The organism is Pelodictyon luteolum DSM 273 (assembly GCF_000012485.1).
GTDB lineage: Bacteria > Bacteroidota > Chlorobiia > Chlorobiales > Chlorobiaceae > Chlorobium > Chlorobium luteolum.
Window position 1 is genome coordinate 253,471 of the sequence record NC_007512.1, and the last position, 19,704, is coordinate 273,174.

The 19,704-nt window shown below is 58.1% G+C and carries 13 protein-coding genes; 6 read left to right on the top strand and 7 right to left on the bottom strand.

Annotated elements, in window-relative coordinates; all coding sequences use genetic code 11:
* Positions 1-57: 57 nt before the first annotated feature.
* The 4 genes from PLUT_RS01325 to PLUT_RS01340 form a co-directional block, all read right to left on the bottom strand.
* A complete protein-coding gene (locus tag PLUT_RS01325; RefSeq protein ID WP_011357017.1) occupies positions 58-483 on the bottom strand; it encodes a hypothetical protein in 426 nt (141 codons plus the stop codon).
* A gap of 82 nt (positions 484-565) precedes the next feature.
* Complete coding sequence (bchH, locus tag PLUT_RS01330) at positions 566-4,369, bottom strand: magnesium chelatase subunit H (RefSeq protein ID WP_011357018.1); 3,804 nt, start codon at positions 4,367-4,369, stop codon at positions 566-568.
* A gap of 168 nt (positions 4,370-4,537) precedes the next feature.
* Positions 4,538-6,961 carry a TonB-dependent receptor gene (locus tag PLUT_RS01335; protein WP_011357019.1) on the bottom strand — a complete coding sequence of 808 codons (2,424 nt, stop codon included), beginning with the start codon at positions 6,959-6,961 and terminating at the stop codon, positions 4,538-4,540.
* A 235-nt stretch (positions 6,962-7,196) separates the two neighbouring features.
* Positions 7,197-8,399 carry an aminotransferase class I/II-fold pyridoxal phosphate-dependent enzyme gene (locus PLUT_RS01340; protein ID WP_011357020.1) on the bottom strand — a complete coding sequence of 401 codons (1,203 nt, stop codon included), beginning with the start codon at positions 8,397-8,399 and terminating at the stop codon, positions 7,197-7,199.
* Between the two features lie 200 nt (positions 8,400-8,599).
* Between PLUT_RS01340 and PLUT_RS01345 the strand changes: the two genes are divergently transcribed.
* Positions 8,600-9,592, top strand: coding sequence for an NAD-dependent epimerase/dehydratase family protein (locus PLUT_RS01345; protein ID WP_011357021.1), 993 nt, complete (start codon positions 8,600-8,602; stop codon positions 9,590-9,592).
* 446 nt (positions 9,593-10,038) lie between these two features.
* Positions 10,039-12,861 (top strand): autotransporter outer membrane beta-barrel domain-containing protein, encoded by a 2,823-nt coding sequence (locus PLUT_RS01350; RefSeq protein WP_011357022.1) that lies wholly within the window; start codon positions 10,039-10,041, stop codon positions 12,859-12,861.
* A gap of 27 nt (positions 12,862-12,888) precedes the next feature.
* Here PLUT_RS01350 and holA read toward each other — a convergent pair whose 3' ends face one another.
* The 3 genes from holA to PLUT_RS01365 all read right to left on the bottom strand — a co-directional run bounded on the left by holA (position 12,889) and on the right by PLUT_RS01365 (position 15,512).
* Positions 12,889-13,929, bottom strand: coding sequence for a DNA polymerase III subunit delta (gene holA, locus PLUT_RS01355; protein ID WP_011357023.1), 1,041 nt, complete (start codon positions 13,927-13,929; stop codon positions 12,889-12,891).
* Positions 13,930-13,999: 70 nt separating this feature from the next.
* Positions 14,000-14,491 carry a single-stranded DNA-binding protein gene (locus PLUT_RS01360; protein ID WP_011357024.1) on the bottom strand — a complete coding sequence of 164 codons (492 nt, stop codon included), beginning with the start codon at positions 14,489-14,491 and terminating at the stop codon, positions 14,000-14,002.
* Positions 14,492-14,663: 172 nt separating this feature from the next.
* On the bottom strand, positions 14,664-15,512 hold the full coding sequence (locus tag PLUT_RS01365) for a dihydroorotate dehydrogenase electron transfer subunit (protein WP_011357025.1): 849 nt from the start codon (positions 15,510-15,512) through the stop codon (positions 14,664-14,666).
* A gap of 144 nt (positions 15,513-15,656) precedes the next feature.
* Between PLUT_RS01365 and PLUT_RS01370 the strand changes: the two genes are divergently transcribed.
* The 4 genes from PLUT_RS01370 to PLUT_RS01385 all read left to right on the top strand — a co-directional run bounded on the left by PLUT_RS01370 (position 15,657) and on the right by PLUT_RS01385 (position 19,601).
* Entirely contained in the window at positions 15,657-16,877 is a 1,221-nt protein-coding gene (locus PLUT_RS01370; protein ID WP_011357026.1) for a TRC40/GET3/ArsA family transport-energizing ATPase, read from the top strand.
* Positions 16,878-16,977: 100 nt separating this feature from the next.
* Entirely contained in the window at positions 16,978-17,397 is a 420-nt protein-coding gene (locus PLUT_RS01375; protein WP_011357027.1) for a chlorosome protein C, read from the top strand.
* A gap of 123 nt (positions 17,398-17,520) precedes the next feature.
* Positions 17,521-17,763: a bacteriochlorophyll c-binding family protein gene (locus PLUT_RS01380; RefSeq protein WP_011357028.1), complete on the top strand. Its 243-nt coding sequence runs from the start codon at positions 17,521-17,523 to the stop codon at positions 17,761-17,763.
* A gap of 254 nt (positions 17,764-18,017) precedes the next feature.
* The gene (locus PLUT_RS01385; RefSeq protein WP_011357029.1) at positions 18,018-19,601 is read left to right on the top strand and encodes a hypothetical protein; all 1,584 of its coding nucleotides are present in this window, start codon (positions 18,018-18,020) and stop codon (positions 19,599-19,601) included.
* The last annotated feature ends 103 nt before the right edge of the window (positions 19,602-19,704 follow it).

Here is a 19,704-nt window from a genome sequence, read left to right on the forward strand (position 1 = left end):
TGCCTGTCTCCATTGCAGCGGGTGATGATGCCCTGTGGAGTGAGGCGCGGGAGGGTATCAGATCAAAAGGACAGGGTTTTCCTGCAGGAGGTTCGCCGGGAGAGCTATTGCTCTTCGAAACGCGGGGATACGGGTAAGGGCTGGTTGGGCCTGAGGGATAATGGTGGTCCCGGTCGTTACAGCTGAGGTTCGGGTGCCGGGTTCTGTTTGTTCAGCATGTGTCGGGATCTCGCTGGAAGACAGCGCTTCCTGAAGAGAGAGCTCCAGGCATTCCGGCTGCAGTATTGCCGCACGGGAGAGCAGGGTTGCTTCAAACGCAGCGGCGGTGGCGGCATGCTGCTGGCGGACCTTTTCTTTCGAGCGGGATCCGAAGGTGCTGGTTTTGAAGAGAAGGCCGAATCCGAGCACAGAGATCCCGAAGAAGAGGAGGATCTCGAAAAAGCGCCATGCGCTCCTGAAAATGTTCGGTCTGCGTGTCGGCATCGATGGATGGTATTAAGAGCCAATATACCATGCCTGCCGCTAAAAACGAAACCGGGCCCCTTTCTGGGGCCCGGCAGTTCGCTTATACCTCGATGCCTTCCAGGCGGTCTTCAAGGTCGGAGTATATCTCCTGGAGCTTGTCGATCATGTCCGGATCAGCGTTCCACATGCCGCGTCCGCTTGCTTCGAGCATGCGGCCGACGATGTTCTTGAAGGCCTTGGGGTTCGCCTTCATGAGCCGGTCGCGCATGTTCGGGTCGAAGGCGTAGGTCTCTGCGGCTTCTTTGTAGACCCAGTCGTCGACACCCTTGGTGACGGCGTCCCAGCCGAGCATGTAGGTGAAGCGGTTGCTGATTTCGGCGGCTCCGCTGTGGCCCTGCTCGAGCATCGTCTCGAACCATTTCGGGTTGAGGAGCTTCGTGCGGAACTCCACCTTCAGCGCCTTGTCTGCGTCGTCGATCTTAACGTCCGCCGTAAAGGTCTCCACATAGTTGAGCTTCACGTTGTCGCCCTTCGGGTTGCGGCGGCGTGCGGAGAGCTGCAGCGCTCCGGAGGAGGAGAAGTAGCGGTCTATGTCGGAAATGCCGAACTCCGCGGAGTCGACCTGCTGCACCACCCGGTCGACGGTGCCGAGCAGTCCTTTCAGGATGTCGGTCTGCTGGTCGCCATAGCGGTTTCCGCCGTATGCGAATCCGGTGCGTTTGACGAACATGTCGTCGAGGTCCTGCTCCGTTTCCCATGCCGAGTCTTCCACCAGCTCTTCGACCTGTGAACCATATGAGCCGGGAGCCTGGGTGAAGAGGCGTGAAGTTGCGGCTTCGAAGTCGGCGCCGTTCTGCATGGCGATGTCGACATGTTTCTTGATGTGGTTCATCTCATGGGTCTCATCAGCCTTGGCGGCATCCTTCACCAGCTTGTCGAGATGGTCGACGAGCACGCCGAAGGTGTCGCGGAAGATGGAGCTGATCTGGATGAGCACGTCGATGCGCGGCCTCTTGAGCTTTTCGAGCGGAATGAGCGCGTAGTGGCTGATCTTGCCCTGTGCATCGTATGCCGGTTCGGCTCCCATCAGGTGGATGATCACCGCGACGGCTTCACCCTTGCTCTTGATGGTGTCGAGGCCCCAGAGAACCTGGGCGATGCTTTCGGGGTACTCGCCGTTGTTCTCTTCCACATGGCGCTGCAGGATGCTGTCGGCAATCTGCTTGCCACGTTTGAAAGCCAGTTCGGAAGGAATGCGCCACGGGTCGATGGCGTGGATGTTGCGTCCGGTAGGCAGAATGCCTGCGCCGTCGCGTACAAGGTCGCCGCCGGGGCCCGAGGGGAGGTACCCGCCGGAGAGCGCATGCACGAAGCTACGCATCTCTCCGCTGTTGTCCTCAAGGGCGGTTTTCATCGCAAGACCCTCTTTCAGCGATTCGTTGATGGCTTCAGCCATCTCTTTTGAAACCTGCGCTCCTCCGGTCAGGGTGCTGAACACCGATGCCGGATTGCCGCGTTCGAAAATGGTTCCGGAAATGAAGTCGCGGGTATGTCCGTCCACCCGTTCGCGTACCTGCATGGCGGCTGACTCGCCTTTCCTTGCCCGGGTGGCGAGGGTTGCGTAGTCGCCGTAGGTTCCGTTTTCGCCGATGGCCTGCAGGATGATGGAGGGCAGTGACTTCTCGTTGCCGCGCACCTTCAGGTACTCGGTGATGGTGGTCACCTGGGTCTCAAGCTGGGGGGTTGCGCCGAACACGTGCAGCGAATTGGAGATCAGTCGACCCTCAAGCTCCATCATGTAGGTGTAGAGGCGGCTGATGTACTCCTGGAACGCTTCCCCCTCAACCCTCGGGCAGTCGTCGGTCAGGTTGAGCTGGCGGGCCTTGTCGATGATGGCCTCTTCGGTCTCCACGTCGACGATTTTCTCGAGGCCGCGCTCCCTGTAGTCGTTCAGCATCTCCTTGAACGCGGGCAGCTCCTTGTAGAGGCCGGCGCGGGCAAGCGGGGGGATGTTGTGCGAAATCATGGTCGCATACCCGCGGCGCTTGGCGATGTTGGCTTCGCTGGGGTTGTTTATCGGGTAGATGTAGAAATGCGGAACCTCGCCGAGCAGCGCATCGGGCCAGCAGTCACCGGTGACGCCGAGCTGCAGGCCGGGCATCCATTCAACGGTGCCGTGCATGCCGACATGAATCATTGCGTTGGCCCCGAACTCACGGCTGATCCAGCGGTAGAATGCGATGTACTGGTGGTGCGGGGTGTTCTCCTTGTCGAAGAGCAGGCGCATCGGGTCGCCCTGTATGCCGAGGCGCGGCTGCACACCGATGAACACGTTGCCGAACTGGATGCCGCCGATGAACAGCCGGTCCGGTCCGACGGGGACGATGTCACCCGGGAACCCGTTCCAGCGGCCTTCGATACGCTCGCGCTCGCGGTCGGTGGTGATGCGGTTGAAGATTTCGCGGTCGATCGAGAAGCAGTCCTGCTCGTGGGCCTGGATTTCGTAGTCGGTGGCGCGATCAAGCATGGCGAGCATGGCTTCCGGTGATTCCGGGAGTTCGCCGACATTGTATCCCTCGTCTTTCAGTTTCAGGAGCATGGCGTAGACGCTCTTCGGTACGTCGAGCAGTGCCGCGCTTGCTTTCTTGCCCATGCCGGGCGGGTAGTCGTAGACCACGAACGCGACTTTCTTCTCGCTGTTCGGCATGTGACGGAGGTCAGAGAACTTCTTTGCAATGAGGGAGAGGCGGTCGAGGCGGTCCTGCACCGTGTGCAGGCGGCCGTCCTTGATGGCGCCGAGCACGACGGGACAGACCGCGCCGTCCATTTCGGGAAGCGAGTAGGTCATGGCCGACTGCAGCGGTACCACGCCCTCTTTCTTCCATGAATTCACATCCTGGATGAAGAGCGGCTGGGCCACAACGTAGGGTGCGTCGATTTTCTGGAGGATCTCGTCACGCGCAGCGGCTGAGGCTCCCGGGGTGGTCGCACCGGCAGGGCCGCCGACGAACCCGAATCCCATCATATTGACGAGCATGTCGACATTGCCATGCGTAAACCACTCTCTTGCAGCCACATGTCCTTCCACACCCATCACGAACACCGGCAGGGGATTGAGGCCCCGTGACTCGATGGCGCGGATGGTGTTGTCGATATATTCCTTCTCCTGCAACAGGTGCTTGCGGAAGAAGAGCATGGCGATGTTGCGCCTTTTGGCTGATGCCTTGTCGTGTTTGTGCAGCCACTTCTCATAGTGGTGCAGATCTTTCATGTATTCCGGGGCGTCGGGATGGTAGAAGCCCATGGTGGGGACCTCCTGCACCTTCTCGGCCTTCACGCCCACTTCGAAGTATTCTGCCATGATGTAGTTGAACATCCCGGCGAGGTTCTCCGCAGTCGGATGCATCCAGTAGGTATAGACCTGCATCCAGTTCTTGAAATCCTTTGCTTTCTTCGGAATCAAGGGCAGCATGGTCCGCATGATCTTCAGCAGCTTCATGTAGCCATAGAGCGCGTCTTCGTCGCGGCCCTTAACCAGCATCTTGGCAACCTTCTTCACGATGTCCGGCATGCCTCCGCCGTCTCCTGATACCACGTACGTACCCACCTTCGTCATCTGCATCACTTCAGGCATCGACTCATAGGCAAACACGGTCTTGACCTTCGAGGCTTTCAGCTGCTCTTCGAGCCAGTCGGCCTGTCCCTTGAACTGGATGAGGGTGGTGAAAACGCAGTCCGCATTGCGGATTGCTTCGGCGGCTTCGGGGTTCTGGTGTTCGAGATCCTGATCGGTCCATTGGGTCAGTTCAGCATGGGCGGAAATCATATCACTGACCTCGCGCCAGACCCTCTGGTTGCATTGCTCCATCCCGACGACTGCTGCGATTCTGATTTTATCGTGCATAAAAGTAACTGAAGATGTGCTGTGAATGTGGTTGTACAGGACTCGGAAATGTAACAAAATCCTGCGACGATTGCTAACAGTTAAAAAGCCAGCCCCTCCGTAGCGGAAGGGCTGGCTTGATGAAGATAGAAGAACACGGGAATCCCGGAGGATCGTTCCCGATAGAGATCAGTAGCTGAAGTCTACTCCCAGCACATAGCTGCGGCCGGGTGCGCGGAAATACATTACCTCCTCATACTGTGTGTTGTTGATGTTGTTGCACACGAGCGAGGTAGAGAAGTTGTCGTTCACCTTGTACTTCGCACCGACGCCGAGCACCACGAAGTCGCCGGGGTAGTTTGTGCCGGCAACGTTGTTGTACATGTTGATGTTTTTGTACTTGCTGACGTAGCGTCCATTGACGTTCAGAGCCAGATCCTTCGTGGCTTTCCATGTCGTGCTGGCTGACGCCGTGTGCTCTGGTCTGTAAGCGAGCCAATCAGGGTCAGGGTTGTTCGTGACGCTGCTGGATGCGGTTGCCGGATCGTACGACTCGTTCTTTGCATTCATGTATGTGTATGCAAGGTTGACATTCACTTCATCTACCGGCTTGATGTTCAGGTTCGTTTCGATACCCCAGATGCGCGCTTTGCTGATGTTCTGGTATTGATATGTAGACGGAGCTGTAATAACCGTGGATTCGATCAGGTCGTTGTAGTTGTTGATGAATCCGGCGATGTCAAGCGCAACCCGTTCGCCGAACTGTTTGAAAACGCCAGCTTCCCATGCTGTCATGGTCTCCTTGTCGAGGGCGGGGTTCGGCGTCAATGTCGCAAATCCACCGTCACGAACGAACCGCTCATAGAGCGAGGGTGCCCTGAAGCTCCTGCCCCATGAGGCGCGGAAGCTCATGTCGTCCATCGCCTTGTAGTTCAATGCCACGCGAGGGCTTACAGCGTCAACCGATTTGTTCTGGATGGGGGTGGTTCCAGCCATGTCATCGCTGATGCCGTTCCAGTCGTAGCGGACTGATGCGAGGGACGTCAGGCGGTCGGTGATTTTCCACTCATCCTGTAGGAAACTTGCGAAATTGCTTTCCTGGATGTCGTTCAGAACACCTGCGACCGGAGTGGTGGCCGTGACCTGCGTCGACATCACATTGGTGAAGTTGCCGTCCACACCGAAGAGGAGGCGGTGGGCGTCACTGACTTTCCAGTCGAGTTTCGTGCCTGCACCGACCCGGTCGGAGTAGGTCTCATTGAAAGATCCGGGCTGCTGGTAGGTTGCGGGAATTGGACCAGCCGCCGCTGTTACAAGTTCGGCAGTGGCCGTCGGATTATACTCATAACGGGTTCCATTGTGCGTGTAATACAGGCGTGTGTCCAGAGAGACGTCGTCACTGAACATCTTGACATAGTTCAAACCGACAAGAGCGTTTTTTCTCAATGTAGTGTCGTCGCCATAAGCCGTTGGATTGTTAATGTCATAAGCTAGTTCGGGGGATGTGCTTGTTACTGTTCCGCCAGCACCGGCAACATAGGGCCACGTTCTTCCATATCCGCCCACCGTTGCATTGTAGAACGCACTGAGCTGTAGGTACTGCGTGGCGTCGATATCGTACCTTGCCTTGATCTTCAGGTCGTTCAGGTAGCTGTCGGTGTTTTCCCTGTAGCCGTTGTCGTCGCTATGGCTGTAGAGCACGCTGTAGCGCCATTTGTCGTCCTTGTTGCCGTAACCGACATAGCTGTTCCAGAAGACCGGGGTATAGCTCTCACGATAGGCACTCTGGTCATCGGACGGAGGTGCATCATAGAATCCGATGCTTGAGCCGGCCAGGATTTCCTCTTTTTCAGGGAGATGACCGTATACATTGACCACGCCGCCCATTGCGCCCGAGCCGTAGAGCGTTGCCGCTGCTCCTTTGAGTAGCTCGACCTTGTCGGCAGCATTCATATTGACTGACTGCCATACAATTTCGCCGGATTCAGGTGCGTTGATCGGGAACCCATCATACAAGGCCTGCACCCTTGTGCCGATGCCACCACCTTGGTAAACGTTGGATCCACGGATCTGAAGCGATGATGAAGTTGTGCCACCTGCGCGGGATACCACGACACCAGGTACTCCCTCTACTACCGCGTCAAGCGTCGGGTTCGGCTCTTCCTTGATCTGCTCGCTGGTGACAACGTTGGCCGTCACCGGAACACTGAGCCGATCCTGCCCGTACATGGCTGCGCCGACCACGACCTCAGAGGCCATGATGGTTGTATGGCCGAGAGAAATGTTGGCTGTTGCTGTTGCATCTGCGGCGACCGTCACGACCTGCGATGCAGGAGCGTAGCCTACGATGGAGACGGAGAGTTTCTGGGTTGCTACGGGGACGTTCCGGAGGGTGAAGTTCCCATCCATGTCGGTCGCGGTGCTGATGGTGGTGCCGCCGATGGTGACGGTTGCGCCGTAGACGCCCTCTCCGTCAGCCCTGTCGGTGACTTGGCCCTTCACTGTTCCGGTATCCGCGCCGTAGGAGGTCAGCGGAACCATAAACGCCAGCATGCACCATGCTGTCGCTACGATACGGGCTAAGGAACGCACCCGTGTCTTGGTTGATTTCATGGCTGTGTGTGTTGTGTGTGTTAGGAAAACCCCTGAACATCATCACAAAAGCCTATCAATCGTCAGTCGTACCTGTTCGGCATCGCATCATATGGGTAATTGTGAAAGTTACGGAAACTTTATCATTAAATGCAAGTTACGGCGTAACGGCGGGTGGTTCGGGGGGTAAAAAAAGAACCCCCGATATTATCAGGGGCTCAAGCGGTATCATGTGGACTTCCGGCTGTTTAAAACTTTAAATCACGCCGAGCTCTTTGCCGATGGTGCAGAACTCGGTGATGACCTTGTCGAGGTGCTCCTTCTCATGGGTGGCCATGAAGCTTGTGCGGAGCGCTTCGTGACCGGGCATGACGCCGGGGCGGATGAATGCGTTCACATACACGCCTGCTTCAAAGAGCCTCTTCCAGAAGTAGAGGGTCTTCATCTGGTCGCTGATGAGTACGGTGACGATGGCGGTGCGCGAGGGCATGAGCTTGAAGCCCGCCTTCAGGAGTCCCTGACGGACATAGTCGGTGTTCGAGACGAGGCGCTCCATCAGTTCCGGCTGCTCGCGGATGATCTTGAGGGTGGTGAGTACTGCCGCAACGCTTGCCGGGGTCGGCGAGGCGCTGAAGATGAGGGAAGATGCGTTGTGCTTGATGTAGTCGATCACCTTGTCGTCGCCGACAACGTATCCGCCGAGCGAACCGAAGGTTTTCGAGAAGGTGCCCATGATGAGGTCGACGTCATCCACGAGATCGAACTCGGACGGGGTGCCCCTGCCGCCTTGGCCGATCACGCCGACAGCGTGGGCGTCGTCGATGACGATACGCGCGTTGTATTTCTTTGCGAGCTCAACGAGGCGCGGAAGGTCAACGATTTCACCAGAAACGGAGAACACACCGTCGGAGACGATCATGCGTCCTGCGTTGTCCGGGATCTTCTGGAGGACCCGTTCGAGGTCGTCCATGTTGTTATGGTTGTAACGGACGAGGTTGGCCCCTCCGCCCTGTGCCATGATGGAGGCCGCCACGAGGCTTGCATGGTTGTCGCGGTCGGAGACTATGTATTCACCTCGCTGCACGAGGGTTGGAATGATGCCCTGGCCGGTCTGGTAGCCGGTGCTGAAGAGCAGGCAGCGTTCCTTTTCGAAAAAGTCCGCCAGCTGTTCCTCAAGTTCGATGTGGAGGGTGACGGTGCCGGTCATGTAGCGCGATCCGCTGCAGCTGGTTCCGTATTTCTCGATGGCGGCAATGGAGGAAGCCTTGACTCTGGGGTCGGAGGTCAGGCCGAGGTAGTTGTTGGAGCCGGCCATCACCAGCTTGCGGCCGCCGAATGATACGACCGGGCCTTCGTTTTCGTCTATGGGGTGGAAGAACGGATAAACGCCCTGGGCCTTCACTTCATCGGCAAGGGTGAAGTCAAAGCATTTCTTGAAAAGATCTTTGGGTTTCTCCACAGTGATGTAAATTTGCTTCAGCTGTTACGGGCAAAGCTGGAATTTCTCGTTTTTGCGGCCGTCGCTTTTTGTGTTTCTTTCGGTGACCGGGTTTCAGTATGGGGGTAAGATGCCCAGAAACCGAAATGTATTAAAATTTTTATTTTTTCTGATACCGTGGAGCCCTGTTTTTTTACGGACCACGAACCCTCCACAAGCTTATGGCTGAAACAATACTGGTAACGGGCTCTACAGGATTCATCGGGCGAAGGATGCTCGTTCATCCCTCCCTTTGCGGCGAAAGGGTGCGGGTGCTGCTCCGTGCTGAAAGTCCCGTGCGCGATATGCCGGATGGTGTCGAAGCCATCCGGGCAGACTTTCTGGACCCTCAGGCGCTTCATCGCGCCCTCAGCGGTGTGGACCGGATCATTCATCTCGCCGGGGTGACCAAGGCTCCGGATGAGCCAGCTTTTGACGAGGGCAACGTGCTTCCCGTCAGGAACCTCCTGCTTGCTGTACGACAGCACAACCCCGGGCTTCGGCGTTTCGTTCTGGTTTCGTCGCTTGCCGCCGCCGGGCCTGCAAGAGAAGGTATTGATGGTGTCCGGGAAGAGGACGCTCCGCACCCCGTCAGCGCATACGGACGCAGCAAACTCCGTGGCGAAGAGGCGGCGCTGGAGTTCGCGGGCGACGTCCCTCTGACCATCCTCCGGCCTCCGGCCGTCTACGGCCCCGGTGACCGTGACGTGCTGCAGGTGTTCCAGATGCTCCGGAACGGGGTGCTGGTTACCGCCGGCAATGCACGCCGGCAGCGCTTCAGCATGATCCATGTGGATGACCTGGTCCGCGGCATCATGATGGCAGCCCGCGCTGAGTCCCCGAGCGGCCGTATTTACAATATAACCTCTTCCGTGCCCTGGTCCTGGGACGGGGTCGTGGCCGCCGCCCGCCCCGCGCTGGGACTCCGGAATGTGCTGCGCATTTCGCTGCCGGCACCGGCCGTCATGCTGCTTGGCACCCTTGCCGGCAAAGCGGCCTCGGTTATCGGCAGGACTTCCATCCTCAATCGCGACAAGGCGGTCGAACTCCTGCAGGACTACTGGGTATCCTCACCCCGCCGGGCGGCGGAGGAGCTTGGCTTTACGTCTGAAATCACTCCCGAGGAAGGGGTTGCCGGTACCATCGCATGGGCCCGGCGGGATGGCCTCTTGTGACGTCTTTCGGGTACTTATACTTCGTTTTTGGCGTATATCCATTTTTTCCCTATATTTTCACATTATAGGAAGCCGCACCACTATGTACCTTCAAACGCGTATTGTGCTTCAGACTGACCCTGCCGACTGACGAAGTTTCCGGGGGTTGTCAATCTGTTGTAGCATGCGTATAGGAGTTCCGGCGCTCTCCAGTACCCACCTTCCACTACCACGGGCTGCAATGTCCGGTTAAGATCGCCTGACCATACATCCTTGCCACGCAGCCTTTTCAGGCCCGCGTGCCCTCCCTGCACCTCCCATGCATCGGGGAACCCTTGCCCGTTTCACCCATCAGGCGTTGCTACGCAATGAACTACTTCATCTACTTTCCGGTGCCTACCGGCTTAGGGGGGCGTTTGTCCAATTGAACCCCTTATGGGCATCGCCATTCTGTAACGGGAGTGTGTATGAAAAGGCGTATCCTGAGGCTGATTCTTTTCCTTGCCATGAGCATTTTTGATGATGTGTATGCCAAGGAGTTCGTTGTGAGCGAATCTTCCGACAACGTGCCGGGATCGCTCCGTGCTGCAATCGATGGCATCAATGCTTCCTCCGACGTGGACAATGTGATTACATTTGCCACCCCCACGGTGACGGTAAGCAGCGCGTTGCCGACGCTGGTGAACCCGGTGATGTTTGTTGTCCCTGCCAGCGGGGTCAGTGTTGTCGGTTCTGGGCTTATAAACGGAACGGCACTTTTCGCCGCCTCAGAAAGCTCCTTGGGCGGGTTGGTGAACGGTATGGTTGTGAGTGCTTCGGGAGGGTCAAAGATTGCGGCAATAAAGAACGCAACGGGTGCCGTGCATATTTCTGGAGATATGGCGGCAGCCCTCACGACAACCACCACCAGTTCATGGTACTCATACGGGATTCATGCCGGTGACGGGTCGATTACCGTTGACGGAAATCTTTCCGGATCTATTACTGCAACTGCCAAAACCAATTATGCGTATGGGCTCCGCGCCGTCGGTGCTGCAACTATCGGGGGCGACTTGAGCGGAACCATTGCTGTTACTGCAGGCACCGGATACAGAGCGTACGGGATCTCCTCCGATAATGCGACAACAATCGGCGGCAGTCTGTCGGGCGCCATTACTGCTGTGGCCGGCAGCTACAGCGCATACGGGATTAAGGCGTCCGCGCTGTATGTCGGTACCGATATAAGCGGTGCAGTCACTTCAACTGCTGGGACCTATGATGCCTGCGGTTTAACCCTTGGTGGAAGCCTGACTGTCGGCGGCGATATTTCCGGCACCATTTCGGCGAGTGCTCTGGATGGAGATAAGGCTTACGCCATAAAGACTAAATCAGCCATTTCCATTGGCGGAGAAGTGTCGGGCACGCTTACGGCGACCGCTTCAGGAAGTGATGCCGCCGGGCTTTACTGTTTTGACAGTTCCATCCATGGCGCCACCTCCTCCGACCCCGCACGCATCTCAGGCTCAATCAACGCTGTATCGTCGGGAGCTTCTGCCGCCGTCATGGCCTGGACGGAGATGAACCTCTACGTGACAGGTACGCTCTATGCCGAGGGGGCGTCGGCATACGCCATCCGTTCGGGCATGTTCAACGGTACGGGTGGTTTTACCGACAACACCACAGAACGGGTCGACACGGTTGTGCTCGCAAGCGGTGCGGTGCTGACCGGCGGCGTCTATCTTGGTGACGGCGACGACACGCTGATGCTCAGCGGCACTGCCGATATCCAAAGTGTGCCGTCGCTTGACGGTGGGACGGGGGATGACCGGCTGGTGTTCAGCGGATGGAGCGGGTCGTTCTCAGACGCCATGCAGGGATGGGAGCACCTTGATGTAGGATCGGGCTCATCGCTCGGCATGGATGCGTTAGGGTCGTTTTCCGGTGAAGTTTCGGTGCTTGAGGGCGCTGTCCTTCGCCCGGGCGCTGCAGGGGGCCGTGACCGTATTGCGGGGAGCCTTCTGAACCTTGGGCTTATTGAGCTCCGCGACGGTAATGCCCATGGAGTCCTCACGGTGGATGGCAGCTATACAGGAGGGGGTGTGGTCGGCATGGACGTGGGTGCCGGCAGTGCGGACCTGCTCTCGGTGTCTGGTGCCGTTTCCGGTACCACCACGCTGCTGCTTTCCATCGCCCCTTCGGTGACGGAGCTTGCCGCTGCCGAGCCCTCACTGCTCATTCATACCGACACTGCCGCTGCTGCCGATGCATTTGTGGTGCAGGATGCTACCGATTACGGCCCCTATGTTGCCGGGGTGATGGTGGTGGCGGAAGCTACGGGATCGGCCGACTGGTACTACGGGGTGAGCGGGCTTCATGATGATGCGCTGACGGCGCAGGCGCTCATGCCGGTTATTGCGGGTCCGCTTGAGGATTTTGTGCCGCGCTTTTCGGACCGGAAGGCCTACGGAGGCTCATCGGGCGTTATGCCGGGGTTCGGCGGGGGGTGGACCCGGGCAGGTGAGTCGTGGAGCCGGACAGTGCTTTCCGGCGATGCCGGAACGCTCACTGACGGCACCAGCCGGTTCGTGCAGCTCGGCTGGGACCTCTGGTACGCCCTCGGCGCGAAGTCTTACCGGGGAGCGGGGGTGTTCGGGGGCACCGGCACGCAGTCTGCCAGCGTGGTTTCGACCGGGGGCCGCCCTGCCGGCGGTGTTGAGGGGACCAATTACTCCGGCGGGATCTATGCGTTTCTGGTACGGCCGCGCTCGTACCGCCTGGAAGTGGCTGCGGTGTTCGGGTACCATGAACTTTCACTGAACTATGAGATGAGCTCTCCCGAACATCTCGCCACCGGGAGCCGTATGGTGTCGGCGGAGGGGGAGCTGCAGCTGGGGCTCGGGGAAGGTCTCGCGCTCTCACCCCGGCTGCAGGCGGTCTGGCGCCATGTGGACGGGTTCGGTCTTGCGCCGCTCTCGACAGGGCCGCTTATGGTCGAGGATGAGGATGGGCTTATCGGTCTGGCGGGTCTTGGACTCACCCTCAATACGGACTGCCCGGGCTGGTACCTTGTAGCTGAAGCAACGGTGCGGGTCGATGGCTCCCCGACGAATGCCGTCCGGTACCCGTTACCCGCAGTCACGCTCTCGACTGAAGCGGAAGCGGTGCTCTGGGGCGGCAGTCTCACCGTCGGGAACCGTGCCGGCGGCATGCTGGACCCGGTATACTGGCTGAAGGCGGGTGCGCTCGGTTCGGCGGGCTCCATGGAGAGCTACCGGCTCTCTCTTGAAGCGGGGGTGAAGGTGCCGTTCTGAACCCCCGGGGTATCTGTCAGGGAGTTTTCAGCCGAGGAGCTGCTGCATCAGGCGGAGCAGGAGGTACTTTTCGTCAGGGTAAGGGGAAAGACCCTTGAGGGCGGCATCGGTGTCTTTCAGGGCCGTGATCGCCCGTTCTGCCTGGATGGAGGAAAAGGCTCCGGCGTATGAGAGGTAGCTTCTGACGAAATACTCCTGCCTGCCGTACATGCCCAGCACTTTTGCAATCTCGCCCTGCGGCATGGCTCGCACTTCAGGCTGGGCTATTTTCCACAGCCGCATGAAGAAGGTGGTAAGGTAGCGGACGATGTTGCCGAGCCCTTCCTTCTGTCCTTCGCGCTCCATGATCATCAGCGATATGCCGCTCGAGAGGCGGAGGTTCCTTCCTGCTACCGCTTTTTCCAGTTCAAAGACATTATAGGTTTTCGAGATGCCGACGCACTCGTAGACGTCTGCGGCCGTGATGCGTCGCTCGCCCTGGCGTGAGGATGCGTAGGTGGTCAGCTTTTCGATTTCCTGGCAGATCTCCCTCGAAGATGGCTGTATGTAAGCAGTGAATGCCTTCAGCGCTTCCGGGTCGAACTCCCATCCCGCCTCATGGGCGCGTGCGGCCGCGAACAGGTCGGGGGTTTTCAGGAGGGGGAAGTCGTGCCGGAACGATTTCAGGAGGCTGTAGGGCGGTTTGTCCACATCCTTTTTGTCCAGCTGTTCGGCGTCGAAGACGAGGATGGTGAACTCCGCCGGGTTTTTCATGTAGCCGGCAAACTTCATCTCATGCTGTTTCTGCTGGTCCTTGCCTACCGGCTTCTTGATCTTGTCGAACTGGCGGACGACGATGAGCTGGCGCGGGGTGAACATCGGGTACTCGGAGGCACGGGCGACGAGTTCGCCGGGAGTTATGTCGGGTCCGTAGAGGATGTGTGTGTTGGCCGCCGCCTCCGCTTCGTCAGGAAACGCCGTGCTCCGGATGAGCGCCGTGAACTCCTCCTTCAGGAAGCTTTCGGGTCCGTGAAAAAAATAGACCGGCGAAAGGCTGCCGGCAAGGATGTTCTTCTTCAGTGTTTCCATCTGCTGCGTGATGCCTCCGCCGGAGGCCGCTGTCGGCTGCCGGCGGGGCGGTCGGGGGTTGGTTTCGGGTTCAGAACGGCAGGTCGTCCTTGTCGTTTTCGATCATCGGAGCCGATGGTGCCGTCTGGGGAGGAGGAGCGTCCTGCGGGCCCTGCTGCCGTGCAGGCTGCTGGGGCGGGCTGTAGCTCTGCTGTCCGCCATCGCCGTATCCGCTGCCGCCCTCACGCATGCCGCCGAGCATCTGCATGTCGGTGACGACGATGTCGGTCGCGTATTTTTTCTCGCCGGTTTTCTGGTCGTCCCAGCTTCTCGTCTGGATGCGTCCCTCAACATAGACCTGACGGCCTTTCTTGAGGTACTGGCCGCAGATTTCGGCAAGCCGCCCCCATGCCACGATGCGGTGCCATTCGGTCCGTTCCTGCATGGCGCCGCTGCTGTCCTTGAAGCTTTCAGAGGTTGCCAGGGTGAAGTTGGCCACGGTCTGGCCCGAGGGAATGGTGCGGAGCTCGGGGTCGTTGCCGAGGTTGCCGATGAGCATTACTTTATTCAGTCCTCTTGCCATAATGATTGTTCCCCGTGTTTTGGGTTGGATTGAATGGTTTGGTGTTCCCGGAGCCCCCGGGTGCTGTCTGGAGTCGGGGGGCTTTTTATTATATAGTGCAGTATACGAGTCTCATTCCGGATAACATAGCCATACGGCGCATTTACTGCAGAATGCAAAGTGCGGTTGCCCCTCAGACCATGCGCCCGCCGTCGATGACCGGACCCTCCCGGCAGAGAAGGATGGTTTTTGTCCCGCCGTCGGGTGCGCTGACCTCCACGCTGCAACCGTAGCAGATCCCGAACCCGCATCCCATGACCGACTCGAGCGAGACTTCAGAAGCAATGCCTGCTTCCCTGGAGAATCGGGCCACCGCCCGCAGCATCGGGGTGGGTCCGCATGCGAATATCCTCGGGGTGCCTTCCGCCGTGAGTGAGGGAACGAGGGACTCCAGAAGCGCAAGCACCGTGCCGTGGAACCCTTCCGATCCATCGTCGGTGGCGAACCGGCATCCGGTGAGGCCTTCCGGGAGGAGATCGTCTTTAGTGCGCCCTCCGATGAGGTTCACGACTTTTTTCCCCATGGCGGCAAGGCGTTTTTCCAGAAAGCGCATCGGGGCGGTGCCGATCCCGCCCGACACGAGGACGGCGGTATCGTAGCCTTCTGCTCCGGTGCTGAAGCTGTTGCCGAGCGGGCCGAGCACCGACAACTCTGTGCCGGCAGCACATCGGCAGAATATTTCAGTACCCTTGCCGATCTCCTTGACCATCAGCTTGACTTGGCCGTCTCCGGCGTCGTGGATCGAGAACGGGCGGCGGAGGAGCGGCTGGGTGGTATCGTTCACCCGGACGTTGACGAAGTTCCCGGGCTCCGCGGTGAGGGAGATTTGGGGGCAGTCGAGGGTGATGAGGGTGACGTCGCGGCTGATACGCCGCGATGCGGCAACGGTCGCCCTGATGTCGGTGATTGAGCTCTCTCGGGGCATGGCGGGGTTCGGTTTCAGTTGGCGGACGGCCTGTCGTCCGCAGTCGGTGCTTGTCATCTTAGAAGGGTAATTAATGCAGGGGCGTCAACATTTGCAAGCCCCGCCAGCGGGGAAGTATCTTCTCCATATCTTTTGCAGAGTCCTTTGAGAGTTATATCTTTCAATCTTTGATTTTCATCCATCAATACCAATGTCCGGTTCATGCGAATTCTAACATTTACGGGTAAGGGCGGTGTCGGAAAGACCAGCGTATCGGCGGCAACAGCAGTCAGGCTGGCAGAACTGGGATACCGTACCCTCGTGCTCTCAACGGATCCGGCACACAGTCTTTCAGATTCATTCAATCTGCCGCTCGGCGCAGAGCCGACCAAAATAAAAGAGAATCTGCATGCGATTGAGGTGAATCCGTATGTCGATCTTAAGCAGAACTGGCAGTCCGTCCAGAAGTACTATACAAGAATATTCATGGCCCAGGGCGTTTCGGGCGTCATGGCCGACGAGATGACCATCCTTCCCGGCATGGAAGAGATCTTCTCGCTCCTGCGCATCAAACGTTACAAGTCCTCCGGTCTATACGATGTCCTCGTGCTCGATACCGCCCCGACCGGCGAGACCCTCCGCCTGCTCTCCCTGCCCGATACCCTCTCCTGGGGCATGAAGGCCGTCAAGAACGTCAACAAGTACATTGTCCGCCCCCTGAGCAAGCCGCTCTCGAAGATGTCGGACCGCATTGCATACTACATACCGCCGGAAGATGCCATCGAGTCGGTCGACCAGGTGTTCGACGAACTTGAGGATATCCGCGAAATCCTGACCGACAATGTGAAGTCGACAGTACGCCTTGTCATGAATGCCGAGAAGATGTCGATCAAGGAGACCATGCGCGCCCTGACCTACCTGAACCTCTACGGGTTCAAGGTTGATATGGTGCTGGTCAACCGCCTGCTCGATACCAATGAGGACAGCGGATACCTTGAGAACTGGAAAGCCATCCAGCAGAAATACCTCGGCGAGATCGAAGAAGGATTCTCCCCCCTGCCGGTGACCAAGCTCCGTATGTACGAACAGGAGATCGTCGGCCTGAAAGCCCTCGAGCAGTTCGCACATGACATGTACGGCGACACCGATCCCAGCGACCTCATGTACGACGAACCGCCGATCAAGTTCGTGCGCAACGGCGACATTTACGAAGTGCAGCTGAAGCTCATGTTCGCCAATCCCGGCGACATCGACGTCTGGGTCACCGGCGACGAGCTCTACGTGCAGATCGGCAGCCAGCGCAAAATCATCACCCTGCCCATCAGCCTCACCGGCCTTGAGCCCGGTGACGCGGTGTTCCGGGACAAGTGGCTGCACATCCCGTTCGACCTCAACCATCAGGGCCGACACCAGACGGACAAGCAGTACAGCAACAAGGCCTGATGGCCTGAGCGGTTTGCTTTGAGGGAGTTTTTTCCTTAGTTTTTAAGAGTACAGACCATAAACCACAATCGCGGGAAGACCCGCTTAACAGGAGGAAGATATGTCAGAGTCCTACCAGAAACTCCGCAAGGATTTCAAGGAACTTGAGTTCACCGACCGCCTCACCTTTCTTGCCGAAAGTGCACTGCTTACCGGTCAGAGCGCCGTCGTCGGCGGCCTGGAGCTCGCAGGCACCGTGGTCGAGACGGTTTCGGGCACCGTTGGTTCCCTGCTTGATGCAACCGGAGTCGGCAGCCTCCTCGGCCGTACCGGCGGAGTAGTCGGCGAGACCATCGACCGCGTCGCCATCACCGTGAAGGACGTATCCCGTTCGGCCGGTGACCTTTACAGCGATGCTGTGAAGAACGTCGAGAACGTGACCGACAACGCAGCCAAGGCCATCGGCGATGCAGGTGTCAGCGCTTCCGAAGCTGTCAAGAACATCACCGGCTCGTTCCAGAAGCAGACAGGCAAGAAATAAGAGCTCAGCGCGCTGCTGAAAATCTTTTTGTATTTTTTAGCCGATTGCTTTAAATTGAATTAAAGTTTTCATATTCTAGTAAGTAGGTGTATTTCCAATAATAAAATTCCATAAGGAGGAATTATGAGTGGTGGAGGAGTATTTACTGATATCCTTGCCGCAGCCGGCCGCATTTTTGAGGTCATGGTTGAGGGGCATTGGGAAACTGTCGGCATGCTGTTCGATTCGCTTGGTAAAGGTACCATGAGGATCAACCGCAACGCTTATGGCAGCATGGGCGGCGGTACAAGCCTCCGCGGTTCTTCACCTGAGGTTTCGGGTTATGCCGTGCCTTCCAAGGCTGTCGAGTCGAAGTTCGCAAAGTAAGCACACACGATGTGTTTCTTTCGAGGGCAGTGTCGGCCATAGGCTGTACACTGCCTTTTTTTTGTCCGCTCCAACCCTTTTCCGCAGCCCGTCAAGTCACCCCGCTTACCCTTCCGGTTTCATTCATTTATGCACCCGTTTTTCCATTGCATCTCGGGTGAAGGTGCTGTTGCGTAAATTCCATTAGTTTTTCTATTTTAAAGGTTTCAATGCAGACTTGTCGATAACCGTGTAACGTGATCGGACCCGGGTAAATGGCCAACATCTCATTATATGTGTCCGGACAGACGGAACTTGCCGATGTCACGGAATTCTTTCAGAAGCAGCTTCTCGGCGAGGGGGAACAGCCCATCGCCTTCTTTGACGGGGTTTTCTATGAATCCCATCAGGAACGGGTCGGCAACATAGCCTTCCAGGACTACCTTATATACTCCGACCGTGCGGTATATCTCTGGGCGCGTGGCGCATCGAAGGACTATCTTGACCGCTTCGAGCTCAGCGCAGTCACAGTGAACAGCCGCAACAAGGACAGCGCTTTCGCCACCCTCAACCTCAAGATCCGCAGGGAGGAGAAGGAACCGGTCTATGTGATATTCGACATGGTCGAAATCCAGGAGGCTGAGCTTATCATCCGTATGCATACGGTCATGGAGTCGGTCATCGAGGAACATCTCGGCACCGGGTTCCGCAAGCCCGTTCCCGACGCCATCGCCCACCGCCTGCTTGACGCAGGCCGAAGCATCTGCATTCCCCGCCAGTTCACCATCGCCCTTGATGCGCCCTCTCCCTCCCAGCAGGACAGTTCAATCGGCTACGGCCAGGATCTTCTTGAGCAGTACAAGGCCTCGATCGGCTATCCTCCGGGCGAGGCACTTCCGGGACAGCAGCCGGGACAGGGCTCGCCACGCGGACAGCAGGGCAGAGGTGCCAATCAGCCGTCGGGTCCCTTTGGCGGACTCGAGAACATGCTGCCGACTGATCCTGCTTCGCTGAAACGGATTGCCGGGTCCATCAAGGACCTTGTCGGCGAGGCTCCCTTCAAGCTCCGTGACCAGGTGATGAAAGATCTGCAGCACGTGCCGGGTGATGTAGCCACCGTGCTGACGGCGGTCAATGAACTGGTGGCAAACATTGCGGGCAACCCCCAGGCAGAGCGTTTCGTCATGACGGCCATCAAGACAGCGGTACGCAACGACGGCGTGCTTGGTTCCATCGGCAAGATGATCAAGGTATCGGGGATCGGGGGTGGATCGAGAAAACAGCAGCCGCAGCGTCAAGAGGGCGGAGCTCCCGGCGGCGGGCGATTCGAGGACGATGAGGACAACACGATCCGCCGCAAAAAAATCTCCATCAGGGATGAGGAGCCCCGGACGGGCAGAAGTGATTTCGATTTCAAGGACGATGCGTTCGAGGTGCCCCCCATGAACGACGCTCCTCCTCTCGGCAGGAAGAAAATCAAGATTCAGGCTGACGAGGGCGATGTGCCGGCGCTTGTCAAGGACATGATGGATATGGACCGGCCTGCCGACGAATGTCCCGAAGAGAGCGGTGTCGGAGAGGTCCGGAGGAAAAAGATAAAGATCATGGAGGCTGAGGGAGAAAACGCTCCAGAGACTGCATCGGAAGATGCGGCGCAGGAGGCAGTTTTCCCTCCTGTAAGAAAAAAGATATCGGTGAGGGTTGCGGGGAGTGAGGAGGAGCCGATCCTCCCTGAAGACGTTCTTCTCGACGCGCTTGGCGAACCTGCTCCGGAGAAAAAAGATGCCGGATGCTACGGCACCATAGAATCCGACCCCCTCATAACGGCGCCGGAGGCGCAGCCGAAAGAGGAGTCCTAGGGCGGCAGGCCGGGTCCGGCATCGCTTCTATGGTGAGGCGTTCCGGCACACGGCGGGCGAGGCCGTTGGTACAGTGTAGTTTCAATAAAGGTCAACTCTCCTC

Bases quoted from the DNA above. Each gene is read 5' to 3' on its own strand.
- PLUT_RS01325 (WP_011357017.1), bottom strand. From the start codon at position 483: ATGCCGACACGCAGACCGAACATTTTCAGGAGCGCATGGCGCTTTTTC.
- bchH (WP_011357018.1), bottom strand. From the start codon at position 4,369: ATGCACGATAAAATCAGAATCGCAGCAGTCGTCGGGATGGAGCAATGC.
- PLUT_RS01335 (WP_011357019.1), bottom strand. From the start codon at position 6,961: ATGAAATCAACCAAGACACGGGTGCGTTCCTTAGCCCGTATCGTAGCG.
- PLUT_RS01345 (WP_011357021.1), top strand. From the start codon at position 8,600: ATGGCTGAAACAATACTGGTAACGGGCTCTACAGGATTCATCGGGCGA.
- PLUT_RS01350 (WP_011357022.1), top strand. From the start codon at position 10,039: ATGAAAAGGCGTATCCTGAGGCTGATTCTTTTCCTTGCCATGAGCATT.
- holA (WP_011357023.1), bottom strand. From the start codon at position 13,929: ATGGAAACACTGAAGAAGAACATCCTTGCCGGCAGCCTTTCGCCGGTC.
- PLUT_RS01360 (WP_011357024.1), bottom strand. From the start codon at position 14,491: ATGGCAAGAGGACTGAATAAAGTAATGCTCATCGGCAACCTCGGCAAC.
- PLUT_RS01365 (WP_011357025.1), bottom strand. From the start codon at position 15,512: ATGACAAGCACCGACTGCGGACGACAGGCCGTCCGCCAACTGAAACCG.
- PLUT_RS01370 (WP_011357026.1), top strand. From the start codon at position 15,657: ATGCGAATTCTAACATTTACGGGTAAGGGCGGTGTCGGAAAGACCAGC.
- PLUT_RS01375 (WP_011357027.1), top strand. From the start codon at position 16,978: ATGTCAGAGTCCTACCAGAAACTCCGCAAGGATTTCAAGGAACTTGAG.
- PLUT_RS01380 (WP_011357028.1), top strand. From the start codon at position 17,521: ATGAGTGGTGGAGGAGTATTTACTGATATCCTTGCCGCAGCCGGCCGC.
- PLUT_RS01385 (WP_011357029.1), top strand. From the start codon at position 18,018: ATGGCCAACATCTCATTATATGTGTCCGGACAGACGGAACTTGCCGAT.